Genomic DNA, 19,720 nt, shown 5'->3' on the forward strand with positions numbered 1-19,720 from the left:
AATATTTGTTCAAAAACTATTGAAACAAAAATAGCATTCGGTGGTAATGTTCACCTTAAAAAGCAAGGTAGCAAACTAAGAAGTATATTACATTCTCACAGAACTCAATTGATAGAGATGGTAGAAAAATATTCAGACTATACCCTAAATGAATACTTTGAATATTGGTTATAGTGAGATAACCAATTTTTGAGCCCTAGTATCATGTGTCGCTTTTTATATCGGTGAGAGCCGAAACTAAAAAAATGCAATCCTACCAGAAAAAACCATACGCAGAAGCCAATCGGCCATTGAAATAGTCAAAATTTTGAGGTATAAAATTGGGAAAAAGTGAAAAATGTAAAGCCTAAAAACTTAGTCTTCTTGAATGAAGTGGGTGTTTGATTGGGCTTAATACGTTTTATGTCTGCCAACTCTGAAACTTATGCACATTCTTAATCTAGTAGTAGAGTATTATGATTATTCACCATTTTCAAGAGGCAAAAAAGTTATATTTATTGAATAAGTTAGTATCACAAAATTGGTAATATCAATAACACTTAATGGGGTTTATATATGGTAAAAAAAAATATTTTTTTATATAACTTTTTTTGATGCCTAGTCTATGGGAAATAGCAGTAGTAGTAATGGATAATTTAGCAGCCCACAAATTCAAAATAATTGAAGCATTAATTTAATTCATTTGGGGTAAGTATAATGAATTTATCATCTTATTCATGGGAGCTTAATCCCATAGAATTATGGTGCTCACCATCAATTTTTTTTTGCTTGGGTTGAAACCTATCACAGCAAATATGGTCGATATAATATAAGCTAAGGATACTCTTTTTATTAAAAACTAATTACTTCAAAACTATTTTCCAAACTGTTTTTTTTGTTAATGTACCTCATAAACCACCGAATAAATGCTTATAACCCAAATCGGTTAATTGAAAAATAGAAATGGCAATGGTAAATAAGCTTCAGATAAAACCAAAACTATCAAATTATTGAAACCTTGATTGAGCAATTCATGTTATGAAACTGCAAAATAAATCCTAAAAATAAATCCTATACTCAACCATATTATAGCTATGAGAATATAGTATTTTTTGGAGTATTTTTCAATCTTTTTCCTACATCTACTTCTTCTAATTCTCCACTTAATAATACCAAACCTCAAAAGTCTTGCGATTTTTTTTGACAGTAGGGAATAGAAAGTAAGATTCGGTAATAAGTAGTTACTGTAGTTTGGCTCTATAATCCTTAAAAACTTTGCTTTTAATTATTTATTACCTAATAACTGAAGTATTGAACAAGTTGTCGCATTATTTTTAGGAATTAGTAACTTAAAATATAAATCGCGGGCGTCAATACTAAATGCCTTGTATCACCTATTCCGTCTCTACCGAACAATTATTTGGACTTTGGGAAAATCTCAGGTTCAGCTCATCTTAACAATCATTGACAAATAGCATCTTTTCTGAACCTATTGCCCTGAAAGTTTTTGAGATTAATTTAGTGAGAAAAATACATTCCAATTGTTAAGCCACGAAAACCGATAATATGAAAATTCTATGATCTTCATAATTCCTTAGAAAGCTTGTACTGCAAATAGATCATAAAAATATTTATTTGTCAATAAAATTTTAGGTGAGCTTGCCCTGGGGAAAATCTAAGTGTCGCGAGGATAAATCATTATTCCATTTTGGTTAATTGGATAATAAACAGTTGACTAATAGAGTAGGAGCAAAATTGTCTATTGTCTGTATACCGTAACCAAAAGTTTAATATGAAAAATATTGTAGTTTAAGTCTTTGAGGATATATAACCTCCATTTAAGATAAAACAGTAACTTTGTCAAGATTTATACCACAATTAGTACAACAGAACTTGAAGTTAACTGCATATTTGCTTTAATAAATTACTTGGAATCATAATTAAAACTACAAAAGAATATTAGATTACCACTTTGTTGTATGATAATTCTCAAGGTTAATTTTTTTTTAAGCTCTCCTGGGCAAAATTCATATAACTTCTTGAAAAATAAGGAATGTGGAGTTAAGCCCTCTTAGAGTTTAGAGCTGAAATAAATACAGCACTTTCTGTTTTTATGATGTACATGTTTGGCGATATTGATGCCCATAACACAAAAGTGTTACTGCTAACTCCTTGTACCTCATTTATCCTAAATCTGCTGTATCTGAAACTTTTGAAACTATCAATAAGTAACCGGTGGGGCATCTACGGGGACTTAAATCTTTTAACTGGGAATATATCCACTTAGCTGGATAAGTTTATTGAAAACCCTATACTGAAAATTTTTTTATTAGTATGTGGGACTGTCTAAAAATTTCAATTTTATAAGCTACTATTAGGAGGTAAAAAGTGATTAGAGTTGCCATAAATGGTTTTGGACGTATTGGACGGAATTTTTTACGTTGCTTGCTTACTCGTACAGATAGTCAACTCGATCTTGTAGCTGTTAATGATACTTCTGACCCCAAAACCAATGCTCATCTGCTAAAGTATGACTCAATGTTGGGTACTTTAAAAGATGTAGATATTAGTACGGATGAAAATTCTATTACAGTCAATGGTAAAACAATTAAATGTGTTTCTGACCGTAATCCTTTAAATTTACCATGGGCAGACTGGGGTATTGACTTAATTATTGAATCTACAGGTGTATTTGTGACTGAGGAAGGAGCTTCAAAGCATTTACAGGCTGGAGCTAAAAAGGTTTTAATTACTGCTCCTGGTAAGGGTGGACAAATTGGTACTTTTGTAGTAGGTGTTAATCATCAGGATTATAAGCATGAAGATTACAATATTATCAGTAATGCTAGCTGTACAACTAATTGTCTAGCTCCTATTGTCAAGGTCATCCATGACAACTTTGGTATTATCAAAGGTACAATGACTACAACTCACAGTTATACAGGCGACCAACGTATTTTGGATGCTAGCCACAGAGATGTACGAAGAGCCAGGGCTGCGGCGGTAAATATTGTGCCAACTTCTACAGGTGCAGCTAAAGCAGTAGCTCTAGTAATTCCAGAAATGAAAGGTAAATTAAATGGTATTGCGATGCGTGTTCCTACTCCTAACGTTTCTGTGGTAGATTTGGTTGCTCAAGTTGAGAAAAAGACATTTGTTGAACAGGTAAATGAAGTTATGGAGGTGGCTGCTAAAGGGCCAATGAAGGGAATCATTGAATACAGTGATTTACCTTTAGTTTCTATCGACTATCGTGGCCATGATTGCTCTTCAATTGTTGATGCTAGCCTGACAATGGTTATGGATGGGGATATGGTAAAAGTTATTGCTTGGTATGATAATGAGTGGGGTTACAGTCAGCGTGTTGTAGACTTGGCTGAAGTTGTAGCACAGAATTGGGCTGCCTAGTGTTTTTAAGTTTTGACTTTTTAAACTTTTAACAAAATCAGGAGTTACGGGGGCAAATCCGGAAACCAAGTTTTTTGGTAGATTTTTATTGTTAAAAACAATGATTTATTTTATAAACAGGGTTTCCCGTGTATAAGTTCTAACAATGAAATATCAAACTCCAAGTATTAAAATAGCCATGATCAGGTTTGGATTATAATGCAGGAGAAGATCACAATAAATAACTTTTTCAAAAATGTTGAAATCCTTGGCTAAGTGTAAGTTGCTCATTTGGGTATATTCCTTGGCTATCTATTAATAAGATGTCGGTGTTGTTTGTGGTTGTACCCACTATGGCTGCACCGACTCCAATCCTTTTTACTAATTCTTGGCCACAATTTGGTGGAAGGCACAAAACTAACTCGAAATCTTCTCCTCCATATAGTGCCCAGTTTAATGCTTGTTCATCTGAGACGAATTTAGTCAAGGAGTGAGGAATAGGAATTTGATTACGTTCTATCCTGGCCCCTATTTGGGATGCTTGACAAATCTGAATAATTGCATCTGCCAGGCCATCACTACTATCCATTCCTCCTACTAAAATAGAGTTTTTGCTACCTTTTGTAGCACTGAAACTATTTAAGGAAAGACAATCCCATAAAGTATCTAAAATGTCAAGCCTTGGTTTAGGTCTTTGGTGAGCCAAAATTAGGTCAGAACGTTCGAGTTCTGTGAGAGATTCACCTAGTTCTGGATAAAGTAATAATTCTAAGCCAGCCCTTGATGCTCCATGAACTCCAGTGGCAACAATTACATTTTTTGGTTGACAATTTGAGCGAAGAATGGTATATCCGCCATCTATTTGTCCAAAAGCAGTAATTGAGATCGTAGAAACTGGGGATCGCACAATATCTCCACCAACTATAGGAGTATTGTATGGCTGCAAGCATTCAGAAATACCTTGATAGAGTTGTTCGCACCAAGCAATGGGTGTATCCACAGTCAAACCAAGAGCGATCGTAATTCCAATGGGAAACGCTCCCATTGCTGCGATATCGGATAAGTTAGCAGCAGCACTACGCCAACCTACATCTTCAGGAGAGGTTGTGCGATCACTAAAATGTACTCCATCAACAAGTGTATCAGTTGTCACCACTAATGACTTGTTGGGTTGAGTTGGCAAAATGGCGGCATCATCCCCAATAATATTTTCTGGACAAAAATGGCGCAATTTTTTTAAAAGCTCTTGTTCGCTAATATCTTTAACTTTGAGCATGATAATTGATTTAAATTAATATTTCTGATTATTCTTTTTTCTTTCTTCCTATTTTAGTGTTTAATAGAGAGCTATAGTATACTGTAAAAAATCAATAATTTTTGCACCTACGATATTAATAGAAAATTTTATTATTTATAAATAGTTGATTAATTTGTTAATTTCACGAAAATCTCTCTTATTGATCTAAGCCCTTAAAAAAAAAGGGTCAGATTTAACAATCAGTTTTTTACCCTTAGTTGAAAATAGATTTATGGTAGATACTGGTGTATGATCCTAGACCATAATTAGGGCTGGCTAAATAAATATATAATCCTTATTTATAATTAGCTTAAGTGGTTCTAAACATTGAGAAAAGTGCCAAAAAATTATGAAATTAACATTCATCCTACTTGGAGTTTTCCCTGACCTAAGTCGAAAAAATTGAAAAATTTCGGGGTATTAAGCTTGTTACTAAACCAAGGGATAAATCTTTCTATAAATAGTAAATCCTATCTTTTACTTCCTCTTCCTCTCAAACTACAATTTATCCTGCACTCTATACAACGGGATAAATCGTGTAGTAAGCTACATTTTTTTTAGTTTAAATAATTAATGATAGTTTACAGTAGAAGATAAAAGAGGACTTATTAACATTACTTTAATAAATTTCCTGATCTATGAAACCTAGAATCATAGTTTGTGGCCTGGGTCGTACCGGTTACAAAATATTCCGTCTATTAAGACAGCAGGGTGCAACAGTTGTTGGCATAAGTGAGCGCCCACTCCGTGGAGAGGGTTCAGAAATTATCATCGGCAACTTTCGATCAGCATCTACTTTATTAGCAGCAGGTATTCAAAGTGCTCATACTCTGATTTTAACAGGGAAAGATGAATCTGTTAATTTGGGAGTTTTAATGTTAGCAAGGATTTTGAATCCTAAAATTCGGATTATTAATCGCTTGTTTAACACAAGTTTGGGCGATCGCTTAGATCATACTTTGACTGACCACACAAGCATGAGTGTGTCAGCTTTAGCAGCCCCAGTGTTTGCTTTTGCAGCACTAGGAAATCATGCTATTGGTCAGCTACAGATGTACAACCAGACCTGGCCTATGTACGAAGAATTAATCGATCATAATCATCCTTGGGTAGATCGTAAGCTAACTTCGCTTTGGGATGATCGTGATTTGATGTTAATTTACTACATACCAGTAGGAGATCCAATCGATCTAATCTCTGCAGTAGTACAAGAGCGAGAGTTAAAAGTAGGCGATCGAGTAATTATTGCTAGCAAACCTAGTATCCGAAATCGCAGACAAAATTTAATTCACAGCTTATTCAGAATATTTGGTAGACTTAGACAATTTCAGCGACATAGTAAATCTGCAGTCATCCTTAACTTAGCTCTTTTAGTAACAGTTTTAGTTTGTACTATTACTTATATTAGTATTAACCTGAATAATAGTTTCGTTGATTCTCTGTACTTTACTGTTGGTATGATTACAGGAGCAGGGGGAAATGAAAAAATAGCAGAACAAGCACCAGGTAGTATCAAAATATTTACCTCAATAATGATGCTTGTAGGTACAGCGATCGTCGGTATTTGCTATGCACTTCTAAATGACTTTGTATTGGGTACTCGCTTGCAAGAATATTGGGATGCTGCCCGCATTCCTGTACGCAATCATTATATTATCTGTGGGTTTGGTGGCATTGGTTTACATATTGCTAAGCAACTTATTGCTAGTGGTTATGAAGTAGTAATAATAGAACCCGATCCTAAGTGTCGATTTCTCAATATTGCCAGATCAATGAAAATTACTGTGATTGAGGGAGATGCAAGTTTATCTTCGACTTTAGAGGTTGCCAATATTGAAAAAGCCGAAGCTCTATTAGCTGTAACTGGTAATGATATTATTAACTTGAAAATTGCTTTGAGTGCCAAAGGTCTGATGCCGAAAGTATCAGTTGTAGTGAGAAATCAAGATCCGCATTTAGCCCTCATGGTACAACAAGTCTTTGAATTTGAATCTGTACTTAGTCCCACAGAATTAGCAGCTCCTGCTTTTGCTGCAGCAGCTATTGGTGGTAGAATTCTTGGCAATGGAATTACTGCAGATAGTTTGTGGGTAGCATTAGCCACTTTAATTACACCGGGACATCCTTTTTGTGGTAAACTTACTAAAAATGTGGCTCATAGTGCTGACTTTGTACCTTTGTATATAGAAAGCAACGGAAAAGAAATTCATGGTTGGGATTTGTTATCTGCGACTCTGAACTCAGGTGATGTTTTGTACTTAACGATGCCAGCTAATAGACTAGACAAACTGTGGAGAAATGCGAGTATACAATTAACGAGTAATGTAGTTGAATAAACAGAAAACCCTATCAATAAATTTTTAGGGCTAATCACTGTTGGTTATAATCTAATATTATCTATGATAATATGTAATTATCTTTCTTTATACTACTTGGATTCAAAACTGAATTAGACTAAAATAACCAGCCAAAAACATTGCTGGTCAAACACGAGCTCTGTAGTATGTCATGTAAATAAATTGGGGTTTGTGGTTAAGAAAAAACATCCTTTTTTCATAACTTCTCAAATCTCACCAAGTGTAAGATAAACTTTTCCAATACCATTGACTTATATAAGCTTTTGGTAGCTATGGTTAAACCAAAAACTGTTGGTATTATGAAGTATTATTATCTACTCCTCAGTGTGTTTTAAGGAATTTTTCATCAGCTTTTCAGTACTGTTTTACCAAAATGTCGGGAGTAGCTAAATTTCAAAAAAAAAGTAGGGGTGATAGCTTCACTCTTGATGTTTCCATAGTCACCCCAGTAAGAGGGCTGGGTCATAGGGTCATATTAAACTACGGCGAATTGGATGGGTTAAAACTTATGAAATATTACCTACCAGATAATGCTAATCCGAAGTTAGTAACTATTAGTTGAAAAGTAGACTATAAAGTAGAAAGAGAATCTATCACTTACTGATTTCTTGGTAGATGTAGTAGGTGTCGATTTATATGTCAAATCATTTTTCGAGTTATCCACTGGTGAAGTATTTGAAGGAACTATTCAAGAGCGAAAGTTTAGAAGCTAAATTATCTAGGCTACAGTACTTGAAGTAACATAAAGTTAAGTGTTCGTCTAACTGGATGCATGGCTTCTCTCAAAATGACTTAGTTACACATCGCAGATAGCTAATATTTGGAAAGATGCATTGCATAAACTAACTGCTTACTTGGCTTTTAACCACAGCCAGACAGTAAGAGAAGATCGTTATGTATCAGAAATGATATCAAATTACCACCCATATCCATTCCCTCGGTGGTAGGGAAACAACAGATATATTATTAATAACTATATCATCAAAAATTAAATAGTTATAATTTCCTCCCGTACATTAATAAGAATACTGTAAAATCCTTAGTTAACTTTTGATACGAATATTACTATTTGTACATTACTGTTCCAAATATCATTATTTGCACACTACCATCATTTTCAATGGATTATACACATATCCATCTTGGAATTGACCAATAATAAGCAAAAACAGGATATTCTGTTTTTCTCCGCTGATAAAGTCCTGACAATTTTCCAGTTTTACATAGCAATATTCGACAAATAAGGGGAGATCAATCTCAGTTTGCTTAATAGTTGTGACAACTTAAACATTTGACCTGAACCACCTATAAAAAGACGTTATTTGTGGATATCCAGGAAGCTGATCCAGCACAAATAGAATACAAATAGAATATCTTTTGTCATCGTTGACGGACTAAAATGCAAACTGATAAACTCCTGACAACACTTTTGAGAATAGTGAGGTAGAGTTTAATATTAATATCTCTTCCCTCCACTACTAAATTTGTAAAACTTTGTACCTCCAATATTTCAAAACTACTAAAGTGTGCTTAATAGTGAATATTATTTTAGCACTTGATTGATATTCAGTATTTTACTGACTTTTTTTGACCCACTCCACAATTCCATCTGCTAATGCTTTTGCTAATTTCTGTTGTTCTTGAGAATTCATAATCCATTCAAATTCATAAGGGTTAATCATAAATCCTAATTCTAACAACACAGAAGGAGCGATCGCGGGACGAGTTAAAGCCAAATTATTCCAAAATACTCCATAGGAAGGTCGGTCTAATTTTTCCACTAAATAATTATGTAAAAATATTGCCAAACTATGAGCTTGAGAATGATACCAAAAAGTACCAATTCCCTGAGTTTTTAGGGCATCTCCATAATCAGGTAAAGCATTATAATGAACAGAAAGTGCTAAATCTGGAACTTGTTGATTAATCATTTCTACACGGTCTTTAGGGTATAAATCTTCCTCTGCCTTTCGTGTCATATACACTAAAGCTCCTCGATTAATTAACTCATTTTGTAATAGCTTTGATATAATTAATGTCACATTTTTTTCAGGATAACCAGTCGGACCTATTGCCCCTAGATCATTCTCACTACCATGTCCTGCATCAATTAAAATTTTCATTCCAGTTAAAGGTTGAGTAGCAGAACTAATAACACTTTTTACCGCTGGAGGATGTCGCAAAGTTAATAGTAAAGTTGTACCAACATATTGTAATTTATAACCCCATTGTTGGTCTGTTTTTAAGTTAAACTTATATCTAACTGCCTGTTCATTTTGTACTGTTGAAGTCAAAACTGGTTGCCAGTCTAATCTCTCAATTAAGGGATCATCATCTAGGCGAATAGTATCAGTTTGAGCAGTAGTATTATGCAAAGTTAAACTTAAATAGCGAGCGCCCTGTTCAACTGTTACTGGCACCGGAACTTGCAGAGGAAACCTAATTTCCGTTGCACCTTGAACCTGACGAGCGATCGCACTCCGAATCACCGAACGCGGTGGTGTTGCATCTGTAAATATCCTGGTCTCGTTTGCTTTGATCCACCCACCATAGTCAAGGCGTAAATAATCTCCCTCTTTCCCTGTAATTAAAGCTTTAGTACCTTTTGGTAATGGTGTCAAGCGTGAATAGGTGGTACTGGGTCCGGTTCTGGCAACTCCCTCTTCTACTGTCACCTCAGCTATTTCAAACGTAGTTGGAGAAAGAATACTCACTTTTCCCGGTGCTTTTTGAGTCACTGTTTTCCCCATGAGACTAAGTTGAAACTCAGGTTGACCTAACTCTCCTGGTGTTTCTACTTTTGTACAACCTTGATAATAGTCTCCCCCAGAGGGAAAAGGTTGATTATCTCCTGTTAATACTGCTAAATTTCCTGGTAAATTTACTATTTGAGATTGGGCAAATAGGGGAATAGTTTGGGTAGCTAATAATACAGAAATATTAGCGTTTGGAGGAGCGATCGCCTGAAAACAAATCAACTCCCCGGGCATTCTAGCAATATCTTTTATCGGAGTCAAAGAATCTTGAGTAAAAGCTACCCCTACTGGTAAAGGTGGTTGATTTGAATTGCGTGTTATTTTTAAAATAATCTCTTCATTTTGATGTTGTACAGTAAATATATTTTCCCCTATTTGTAATGGAAAAGTAGGAGCAAAATGACCCATTCGACTACGCTCATTAATTAGTTTTCCATTAACAGTAACTTCAGCTTCTGGAGAAGCTGTACCAATTAAGAAAATTCTGTCAGAAGTAGTTTTATGATTGGGTGAAGGATAAGCAATAAATAGAGATTTTTTCCTTGACTTGGAGTCCTGTGGAAGTTGATTATTATCTTCATAATTTTGTGACATAGCATTAGGAGAAATGATATTTATTAGTCCTAAAAATATTATTAACTCTAGGGTAGATAAACTAATAATTTTCCTAAATACTTGGAAATTTATTGCTTTTCTTATAACCATTAGCAGTGGATTAAAATTTCCCATATTACTTTCTTTTTTTTGAGTTGATATTATTTAATTTTACCAAATTTTTCTTTTGAGAATTTGAGTTAAATTAAAATTTTTTTCCTTAACTTTTTAAGAGTTTTGTTACACAAAAGATAAAAATAGAGTATAAATAGCGACATATACTACAAGAAATCTCCACCCACACCAATATGAGTAAGTTTCAGTCCAAATCCCAATACAGAGCAAGTAACTAATCGGAATATGACCATGATGTACAATGAGCCAATAGTAAAATCTTTGTAAGTATTTTGCCTGCTCAATGTGTGCCTCAAAATCAGCTTTATTACTGTAATTTATACTTGCTAATCATAAAAAAACTAGGAAAAGGTATTATATATCCAAAAATACCGATATATGCTTATACAAACCAGATTTCTTTGCCTTTGTATAAAAATAATACTACCTAATTTGATATAATACAGCACTACAAAGACATTATTGATGAAAGAAACATTATGACCGAAAAAACCAACAATTCACATAAGTGGTAACTACCATAAAGACCGACGAATCATAACAGATAACAAAGGCAATATGGTTGAAAAAAATGCAGGTAATAAAGGTAATATGGTTGAAAAAAATGAAGGATATTTCATCTAATACTCTCCTGAATAAAAGCAAGATTTAGCCGAAACTGCTGCTGAGATTCAAAAACTACTAGAACAATTGGAGAATACTTACTCAGTAGAAACTACGACAGAAAAAATGACAATTGCAACAAAAGCCGTTGAGGAAATTGAGAAGAACCAGGGTTTAACACAGCGAGTTATTAATACTTTAAAAACAGTCGGTGCGGCAGCGTTGGCAAAATTCCTAAGCCATCTAGCTTCTAGTTTTATAATCGTAGCTCTTGATGATTGGCAAAAATCAAAAAAAAGGATTAGTTAGTAATAATTGAACCAAATAAGAGCGAAGGGGATATTAAAACTGATGGTGATTATTATCAAGACCGTCGGCTAATTTCTAATAGTAAAGGCTGTGTTGTGGAAAATTTTAAGGATAATATATCCCTAGACCAAACTGATATTAAAGCTCAAGCAAGTTATTTTTTTAAAAAAGTCGAAAAAGTTGTTATCCACAATCAAAATAACAATTATGAAACAAAACAAAGTAACAACAAATCAGACACTCAATTGGCTTTTGTGATAACTGGAAGTATTGAAGAGGGAAATTTAACTAGAGCTCAATTAAATGCTGCTGTGAAAGCTTTACAAAAAAATAAGTGGGGATGCGTCTTTGGAAATTGAGTTTATTGAAGAAGGGAGTATCAAAATTATATTAAAAGGAATTATATTAAAAGATTCAAATCAAGGTTTAAATCAAATAAAAGAACTGTTTTTATCTGATGAAATTGCTGACGATCCTGCTGTTTTAGAAGCTGTCCATGAAGATTTTTTTTTGTTGATGCAGTTCGACTTTTAACTGATTTAAAAAAAATCAAAAGATAGAGGAAAAATTTCAACTTGTAGCACAAATTAAGGAAAGGGAAAGGAAAAGTGAGTTTAGTTCGGAGCTAGCTAACAGAAAAACTAAACTGATAGAGAAAAATCTGAGAGGGTCAGACCTCAGAGGGGTTGACCTGGTAGGTGCAAATCTGAGTGGGGTTAACTTAAGGTATGCTGATTTGAATGGGGTTTATTTGAGCTTAGTTAATGTCATTAATACCAAATTTAGCAATCTTTAATTTTTAAAAGAAGTAAAGCAAGACTTCATTATCCGTGGTCATTTGCGCAGATGCTTAGAAGGAATTATTGAGGATGGATGGAAGACTTTAGAAGAAATCAAACAACTGGAAGAAAATAAACCTGCTTTTTGTCATGCTAAAATGTCTATTTTTTCTAGTGAACAACCCTTAATTACAAGAGTAAAAGAACTTATTGAATTGGAATTAGTTATAAACAAGCAAAAAGTAGCTTTAGTCATGAATATTTTCTCACAAACAGCTCAAGAAATAAATGTAAAAATATTTGATTTTTAAGCAGTTTTTTTCATGCCTAATCATATATTAATCAGCAGCTTTTTTCATGCCTAATCATATATTAATAATAGGTATTAAACCATTCACACAAATGTAAATTTTTCAGAATTAATTTTTTTTAAATAGTTATAATGCAAGAAAAATATCTTATTTACAAGCTTGTAAGCACCAATGGTTACTCAAAATAAATATTGGTAAAACTTGAAGTTATTAAACATCAATATTCTTATAAAAAAATCAGAAATTACAATTTATTTTCCTCCGGAAACTTTCCTAAAATATTACCATAATTGGCAGTTTCAATATAGAAATATACTGTTAAATCCCAGGGGGTAGTTTATATCAGGTCAAAGAACTATTTCTGTTGAGCAATGTAAAATATTTTCTCGACAACTTAAAGTAGAGCTTGATACTTGGCTAAATCCTCTAAAGGAACAATTAAAAAAAATTCTTGCCCTAAAACCAGGAGATGTTATTCATTTTCTGTTTTAAGGTAAAGACCAAGAATTATATAACTTAAATCGTTTACCTTAGATTTCATGGGATTTATTTCCTGAAAAATGTCAAGTAAAGGTAGGAAGAAGGTAAAGAATTAGAAAAGTTACGAGGAGCATATCCTTTTTTTCTTAATCAACTTCAACGTCGATATTTTGTCAATATTTGGAATAATAACTGGGATATTTTTTGTTTTCTGATCACAGCAAAATAGAAGGAAACACAGGCTTACTTACTCTGAAAAGAGATAAAAATAATCAAGAAATAAATCTGAATATTGAAGAAATTTTAGCAACTTTAACAAAAGCTATTAATAATGGGTTAAAGCTGGCAATTTTTAATTCCTGCGATGGATTAGGATTGGCAAAATTCATCCAAAATTTAACTCTTCTTCATCCCTCTGTTATTGTTTGCTAAGAACTTGTACCAGATAGGGTAGCTCAAGCTTTTATTAAACATTTTTTTAAGTCTTATCAAGATGAAAATACGTGTTTATATACTGCGGTTTTAAATGCAAGAAAAAGGTTAGATGAATTAGAAGGAAACAATAACCAAAAACTTAAGGATGCACTACCGGGAGCCACTTGTTTACCTATCATTATTCAACATTATCAAATATAACCGCTAACTTGGAATCAACTACGTGGCAAGCGCTCTGAAGAAATACCAACTCATCTGGAGCGTCAAAAGTTACTGAACAGAATCAAAACTTACTGGTTAGAAAATATATTAGAGAAACGTTTACAGGAAAAGGTGGTACTAAACCTGAATTTAGAAAAACGTTTAAATTTAGTAAAAAATGCTGCCAAAACTGAAACTCCCGAATAAAAAGTCATCCCCTTATCTCCTAGCACTAAGATAATTGATTTTTTTAGATAAAATAGAAACGCTTTTGATTTTAGGGGAACCAGGAGCAGGTAAAACAATAACTTTGTTAGATTTAGCTCGCGACCTTGTTGAATTTGCTGAAGATGATTCAAATTATCGAATTCCTGTTGTGTTAGAGCTGACTTCTTGGAGGGAGAAGCTTTATTTGCAAAATTTTAAACCTTTTCCCAAAATAGCCCAATTATTAAAGTAGGCTTAAAAATAAAAGATCAAATTTTAGAAATTGATGGTGTAAATTATAGATATGACTGACAAAATGAGTAATGAAGAAAAAAGAAAATTTTTAGATAAAAAAGTTGGAGAAAAAATGGTTATAAAAATTGCTCGCCCTGGTTTGATTATTGAAACAAAAACTGTAAGTATTACACACTCCTTAATTGACCTTTATTTAGAAGAAAAAATAGATTATGTTTTTGTAGGAATATTTGATGATAGAATCCTGAGCTGGAACGACGTTTTAGGTTGATATGATGTTCATCAGTCTTATCAGTTAAGGGGATATGCTTACTGCTATATTGGTAATGAGGAAAAAGGAAGGATGAATTGGAGAATCGCAGCAAAGCTTTTCTCTGATTCCAATGCATCTCCTAATGCTGATATTTTAAACAATCTTATAGAAAAATTAGATAAAAATCAAAAAGAGCAATCATGTATAGAAAAATTGGAAGGTATTGTTCTGAACTAGAAAATTTTTAATAGATATCTCCCATCATAAAAGTAATAAAAAATAAAACTCATTATTGCTCTGCTGATAATTTTTCTTTATTGGTGCATAAACTAGCCCAAAGCGCGATTCCAACAGAACGTTGAGGAGGTTTTTCCCAGTAATGTTTGCTCATACATTTAATCAAAAGGCTTCCAACTTGGATTCAAATTTTTTAGGATTTAATCGGTGTTTATGCTCTTTTGAACCTATCTTGTTTTAAGGCTCGTTCAATATTTAGCATTTTTCTAGTCAATTTTTTCTTCAGTCATTTTATCTTATTTCCCAACAACTTTAGTATATGTTGATAATTCTACAATTACTTCAATTTCCTTTACTCTCACACTTTTTTTATCCAACTATACAACAACTATTCAACCAGATTTGATATAAAGATTTCAGGAGCTAGATTTTTTTGATAACAAAAAAAAAGTCATCTTTTCTTTCGCGATATCATCGTCTACCCGGATTGATCATAAACAGAGGAATTGAGAAATACATAAGCCTTGGCATAGTTTAGTTTGAAAAGTCATATACTTGTCAAATAAGAGTTGTCACAAAAGTTTGTTATGACAGAATGTAATTACTCAATTTTTAGCTAAATTATTCAGATTCTTCCTCAGAAAAGTAGTATTTTTTTTCTAGTTTTAAGATTACTATAATTTTGGTAGCGTCTCCCAGTATATAAAATTAATTTTTGATAAATTCGGGTCAAATATTAGTGAAAGTCAGATATTTTTTCGGATTAAAAAAACTTTAAATAAAGGATTTTATTTTAGTTAATTAATAACTTGTACAGTGAAGTTTTAAATATATCCGTCAATACCTGGCTAATAAACATTCTAATCCTAGAAAAAGAGTTAATTTGTTTAGTTGGATTTTATTGAAGCTATTTATCTAATCAGTAATTATTTTCCTCATATTCATTCAGGAATTAACCCTTAAGGAAGTAATGTTCAGTTTTAATACTATAAATATCTATAATTTACTTAATATTTTTAAATAATTCCTCATATTTGTATAGAAAAACTTATTGTTGTTTATTCTTGAGATATTAAATTGATGCAAATTAACAAGATATTAGCCAGAAGCAATCAAGTTATAAACGAAAGTGATATCCTAATCTCTAAGTAGTTCAATCACAAAATTTATCTTCTATTTAAATCACTTGATGGCCTTGACAAAAAGAAAAAAATAGTATAATAATAAATTTATAACTAAATATCATGATTAATAAAAATTAAGGAAAGACACTAGATATAGTGCTTAATAATTATGATGTTTTTGTATTTAGTTAGAAAATTTGGATAGTGTCCTCAAGCTCTGTTATACTTTCTGTCGCCAGAGAAAAATTGTTTCGCTACGCGATCGTCTCATCAACATAAAGATTTGAATTGCTGAAAAAAAATTGAGTCAAGTCTTTCTATATTAATCAAGTATTATGATGTATAATCAAAAAAATTTTACAAAGACTTTAAAAATGGACTTTGATTATATACAATATTGTTAGCATTTAATAAGTAGTCAGAAAATTTATACTATTACAAATCTGGCGAATTATCCTCAAAAAGTTAGTTATGATCGGATTAATCGTTATTTTTAAAATCTTGATTTAGGGAGTAAAGTTTTATGGCAAAATATCAAAAAATAAATTGAAAAGACTAAATCTACACATGAAGATTTTATTTTTGACGATACAGTTAGAAATAAAATATATTCCCAAAAAATTGATAGTTTTTCTGCTCTAAAAGAGGAAGTTTTCCGATGTCAGCATAGTGCTAATAAACATACAGTAATTCGTGGAAGCTTAAGTAGTTAATTACTTATATTTTTATCCAAAAATAGAAAAATTGGGGAAACTTAGATGATCGTATTTATAACCCAAAGAGTGATAAGAAGAACCAAAAAGGACTGACGCAGTACCGTTACATATGATGTATTTTTGGTGATTTTTGCAGATTTTTACACTATAATTAGTTACTTTGGGTAAGTCCTGTCAAATATATTATGTAGAATAAATAATTATTGATGTGCTAAAAGTAATAAAATACTAGTAAAAAAAGTACCAATGGATAGCTAGTATGCAACTAAAAGACTCATAGCCTTCATAGATAGCTTAATTAAAATCTACTGTTTTCCTTTAAAAAAGAATTGTTGAGTAGACAAGACAGGGGGTGTACTATACTATTTCTAAAAAACTTTTCTATCCGCATCTTCTATAGAAGACTAACTCCTAACCTTGACGGTGGATGGAGAATAATTGAATGCAAAGTCTGTACGTCGAAGGGAGTAGGGTTAGAGGTGTTGCATACAACGTCCGTACAATACAACCTTAATAACCTAAAATTAGTATTAATTTAGTTAAAGTGAGGAAGAAGGTTATCAGTACTTAATGTTAATTACTTAATAACTCGTATGCTATCTAAGCATAGCATTAATGTATGGGAATTGGTATAAAAATATAAAAATATAAAAATATAAATCTGGAAAATTAATATGTTGTAAATCAGAATTAATCTCAGGAAAAAATGATTAAGATTAGAGATTTTCCTATAGATAAAAAAAATAAAATTATTCTAGGCTAGTGTTTCCACAAATGTAACAGAATATATAGAGACTAATTATTTTAATCAATCCTCTACATTATATGTGCAGTTTTAGTGACAAACTATATGTAAAATATAAGCATTTTACGGCATAATTAAGCAAGTAATATAAGTTTAGTTTTTCCAATGCTTAAAAATAAGAATTCAAAAAAAATATTGCTTGTATAATATTGTTTGGTAATTATTTTAAAAGCTAACAAAGGAAAATAGAAAAAACTATTGATAAAATAAAAAAATGAATTACTGTAAAATTATTGAAGCAAAAAAAATATATATAGTATAGCAATAAAATTTCAGTTACTTGGAAAAAATTTTGATGTTGATATATCAAGCAAAAATTAATCGTTTTTACAAATGTTTTTATGGTAAAAAAAACTCGAAGTAATGGCAATATAATTGATAGTAATTGCCTCTGATTAGTGTTAGTTATATATATATCTTTTGGCATCAATCCTAAATTTTTTAGTATGCTAATTAACTAGGATTGACTTAACTAATCAAAATATAGTTAGGTTAAAGTGTCTCTAATATTTATCAGGAAAATTATTAAATATTGATCAAAATCTTTAGAGTCAAATAACTAAAGACTAGGCATTGTAAAAATAGTCAAAATTTGGGATTTAGTAGTTATGAAAATTCTAGTATTAAGTTGGGAGTTCCCACCGAGAATTATAGGAGGAATAGCACGTCATGTTGCAGAACTATACCCAGAATTGGTGAAATTAGGACATGAAGTTCATTTAGTTACAGTCAAGTCTGGTGAAGCACCAATGTATGAAATTGTAGAGGGAATAGAAGTCTACAGAGTGCCAGTTGGACCAAGCCACAACTTTTTTCATTGGATAGGAAATATGAATGAAGCTATGGGTCGTTATGGAGGAAAACTAATTAAAGAAGAGAAAAATTTTGATATAATTCATGCCCATGATTGGCTAGTTGCAGATGCGACTATCGCTCTTAAACATATCTTTAAACTACCACTAATAGCTACTATTCATGCCACAGAAAATGGTCGCCATAATGGTATTCATAATCGTAGCCAACAGTATATTCATGAAAAGGAAAAAGAGTTAATTTATAATGCTTGGAGAGTGATTGTTTGCTCAAACTATATGCGAGGAGATGTAACAAGAACTTTAGATAGTCCTTGGGACAAAATAGACGTAATTTATAATGGAATTTGTCCTGAAAAAAAACCTACTCTAAATCAGTTTGATTATCTACATTTCCGTCGGCATTTTGCAACAGATGAAGAAAAAATTGTTTACTACTTAGGTAGAATGACTCCAGAAAAAGGTTTGTCAGTGTTAATTCATGCAGCACCTAGAGTAATTGAAGAAATGGGAGATAGGATAAAATTTATTATGATTGGTGGTGGCAAAACTGACTATTGGAAACAGGAAATCTGGAATTTAGGAATTTCGGAAAGATTCTATTTCACAGGGTTTATGTCTGAGGAAAAATTAGATAAATTCCAGGCGATCGCAGATTGTGCAGTATTTCCTAGCTTATACGAACCGTTTGGTATTGTTGCCCTAGAAAGTTTTGCAGCAAGGGTGCCAGTGGTGGTTTCAGATACCGGTGGTTTGCCAGAAGTGGTAGAACATGGTAAAACGGGTATTGTTACTAAAGTTGGTAATCCTACTTCTCTAGCATTGGGTATTCTAGAAGTTTTGAAAGGCCGTAGCTTTGTCAAAGAGTTGGTGAATAATGCTTATCAGGAATTAGAGAATAAATTTTGCTGGGGTAAAATAGCAAAACAAACTGATAGAGTGTATCACAGAGTACTAGCAGAAAGGACGCAAGTGACTTGGAAATAGAAAGTAGAGGAGTTGGTAAGTTTGTAAGTAGTTCGGTAATAGAAAGTAGAAGAGTTGGGGATGATATTTCCCTAATTCCCAATGTTTAATGCTTGTTTTTTTGTAGTGGTAAAAAATAAAAAATTACAGAATTAATCTTTAAAAATATGACTACTCAGACACTCAACTAAACATTCCTAATTATAAAGGTAAAAGTGGTACTTATGGTAGCACTAACAGTACTGATTAAATGAATAGTGGCAGCATTCAAACAATGATTGATTAAACACAATTGTATCGGGTAATTATAGCTAACTTTAACTTTGGTAGTCAATTGTTTTCATAGTTTTCAAAGACCAGAAGCAGCAAAAAATGCCACTGAAAAGATTGCGGTTTTATCAGTTATGACTTTTGATGATGGTCGATAATAGTACCTTCAAAAAATGGTTTAAGAGTTAAAAGTTCTAAAGACTCTGTAAGAGTTGATTTATCTATTACATGGAAAATACTAATTTTTTTGTTGTTTTATGAGTAAATTAATCACTTTCTGGTTCTTTTTATCCAACTATTACATCTACTATTTCTGTTGCTCAATATTAGTTATTATTTGTGTTTTTTATATATAACTCTTATTTTTGCCTAAATTATATTGTTTCTGTTGATAATTGTTATTTAGTCTATATCTACTCTTTTCTATACTATCTATAATTAATTTTTGTTCT

The 19,720-nt window shown here is 32.2% G+C and carries 14 protein-coding genes; 12 read left to right on the forward strand and 2 right to left on the reverse strand.

Annotated features, from left to right (window positions below; all coding sequences use genetic code 11):
* Positions 1-2,367 precede the first annotated feature (2,367 nt).
* On the forward strand, positions 2,368-3,387 hold the full coding sequence (locus TERY_RS19375) for a type I glyceraldehyde-3-phosphate dehydrogenase (RefSeq protein ID WP_011613378.1): 1,020 nt from the start codon (positions 2,368-2,370) through the stop codon (positions 3,385-3,387).
* Between the two features lie 229 nt (positions 3,388-3,616).
* Here TERY_RS19375 and thiL read toward each other — a convergent pair whose 3' ends face one another.
* The gene (gene thiL / locus TERY_RS19380; protein ID WP_011613379.1) at positions 3,617-4,642 is read right to left on the reverse strand and encodes a thiamine-phosphate kinase; all 1,026 of its coding nucleotides are present in this window, start codon (positions 4,640-4,642) and stop codon (positions 3,617-3,619) included.
* 659 nt (positions 4,643-5,301) lie between these two features.
* Between thiL and TERY_RS19385 the strand changes: the two genes are divergently transcribed.
* On the forward strand, positions 5,302-6,999 hold the full coding sequence (locus tag TERY_RS19385; protein WP_011613380.1) for an NAD-binding protein: 1,698 nt from the start codon (positions 5,302-5,304) through the stop codon (positions 6,997-6,999).
* 1,595 nt (positions 7,000-8,594) lie between these two features.
* Here the strand turns inward: TERY_RS19385 and TERY_RS19395 are convergent.
* The gene (locus TERY_RS19395) at positions 8,595-10,370 is read right to left on the reverse strand and encodes an N-acetylmuramoyl-L-alanine amidase (protein ID WP_044137851.1); all 1,776 of its coding nucleotides are present in this window, start codon (positions 10,368-10,370) and stop codon (positions 8,595-8,597) included.
* An 825-nt stretch (positions 10,371-11,195) separates the two neighbouring features.
* Between TERY_RS19395 and TERY_RS19400 the strand changes: the two genes are divergently transcribed.
* The 10 genes from TERY_RS19400 (at position 11,196) to TERY_RS19435 (ending at position 19,019) form a co-directional block, all read left to right on the forward strand.
* Positions 11,196-11,417 carry a hypothetical protein gene (locus TERY_RS19400; protein ID WP_011613382.1) on the forward strand — a complete coding sequence of 74 codons (222 nt, stop codon included), beginning with the start codon at positions 11,196-11,198 and terminating at the stop codon, positions 11,415-11,417.
* A 95-nt stretch (positions 11,418-11,512) separates the two neighbouring features.
* The gene (locus tag TERY_RS19405) at positions 11,513-11,776 is read left to right on the forward strand and encodes a hypothetical protein (protein ID WP_011613383.1); all 264 of its coding nucleotides are present in this window, start codon (positions 11,513-11,515) and stop codon (positions 11,774-11,776) included.
* Positions 11,766-11,951 (forward strand): hypothetical protein, encoded by a 186-nt coding sequence (locus tag TERY_RS19410; protein WP_011613384.1) that lies wholly within the window; start codon positions 11,766-11,768, stop codon positions 11,949-11,951. The genes TERY_RS19405 and TERY_RS19410 overlap by 11 nt, the downstream gene beginning before the upstream one ends.
* A 115-nt stretch (positions 11,952-12,066) precedes the next feature.
* The gene (locus TERY_RS37470; RefSeq protein ID WP_370497291.1) at positions 12,067-12,213 is read left to right on the forward strand and encodes a pentapeptide repeat-containing protein; all 147 of its coding nucleotides are present in this window, start codon (positions 12,067-12,069) and stop codon (positions 12,211-12,213) included.
* Between the two features lie 42 nt (positions 12,214-12,255).
* A complete protein-coding gene (locus TERY_RS19415) occupies positions 12,256-12,507 on the forward strand; it encodes a hypothetical protein (protein ID WP_011613385.1) in 252 nt (83 codons plus the stop codon).
* A gap of 684 nt (positions 12,508-13,191) precedes the next feature.
* Positions 13,192-13,419: a hypothetical protein gene (locus TERY_RS19420; protein WP_044136937.1), complete on the forward strand. Its 228-nt coding sequence runs from the start codon at positions 13,192-13,194 to the stop codon at positions 13,417-13,419.
* 475 nt (positions 13,420-13,894) lie between these two features.
* The gene (locus TERY_RS19425; RefSeq protein WP_196797125.1) at positions 13,895-14,083 is read left to right on the forward strand and encodes a hypothetical protein; all 189 of its coding nucleotides are present in this window, start codon (positions 13,895-13,897) and stop codon (positions 14,081-14,083) included.
* Positions 14,084-14,146: 63 nt separating this feature from the next.
* Positions 14,147-14,356, forward strand: coding sequence for a hypothetical protein (locus tag TERY_RS19430; protein WP_155994511.1), 210 nt, complete (start codon positions 14,147-14,149; stop codon positions 14,354-14,356).
* Positions 14,357-14,428: 72 nt separating this feature from the next.
* A complete protein-coding gene (locus TERY_RS33625; RefSeq protein WP_155994512.1) occupies positions 14,429-14,575 on the forward strand; it encodes a hypothetical protein in 147 nt (48 codons plus the stop codon).
* Positions 14,576-17,828: 3,253 nt separating this feature from the next.
* Positions 17,829-19,019: a glycosyltransferase gene (locus TERY_RS19435; RefSeq protein WP_011613387.1), complete on the forward strand. Its 1,191-nt coding sequence runs from the start codon at positions 17,829-17,831 to the stop codon at positions 19,017-19,019.
* Positions 19,020-19,720 lie beyond the last annotated feature (701 nt).

This window comes from Trichodesmium erythraeum IMS101, assembly GCF_000014265.1.
Lineage (GTDB): Bacteria > Cyanobacteriota > Cyanobacteriia > Cyanobacteriales > Microcoleaceae > Trichodesmium > Trichodesmium erythraeum.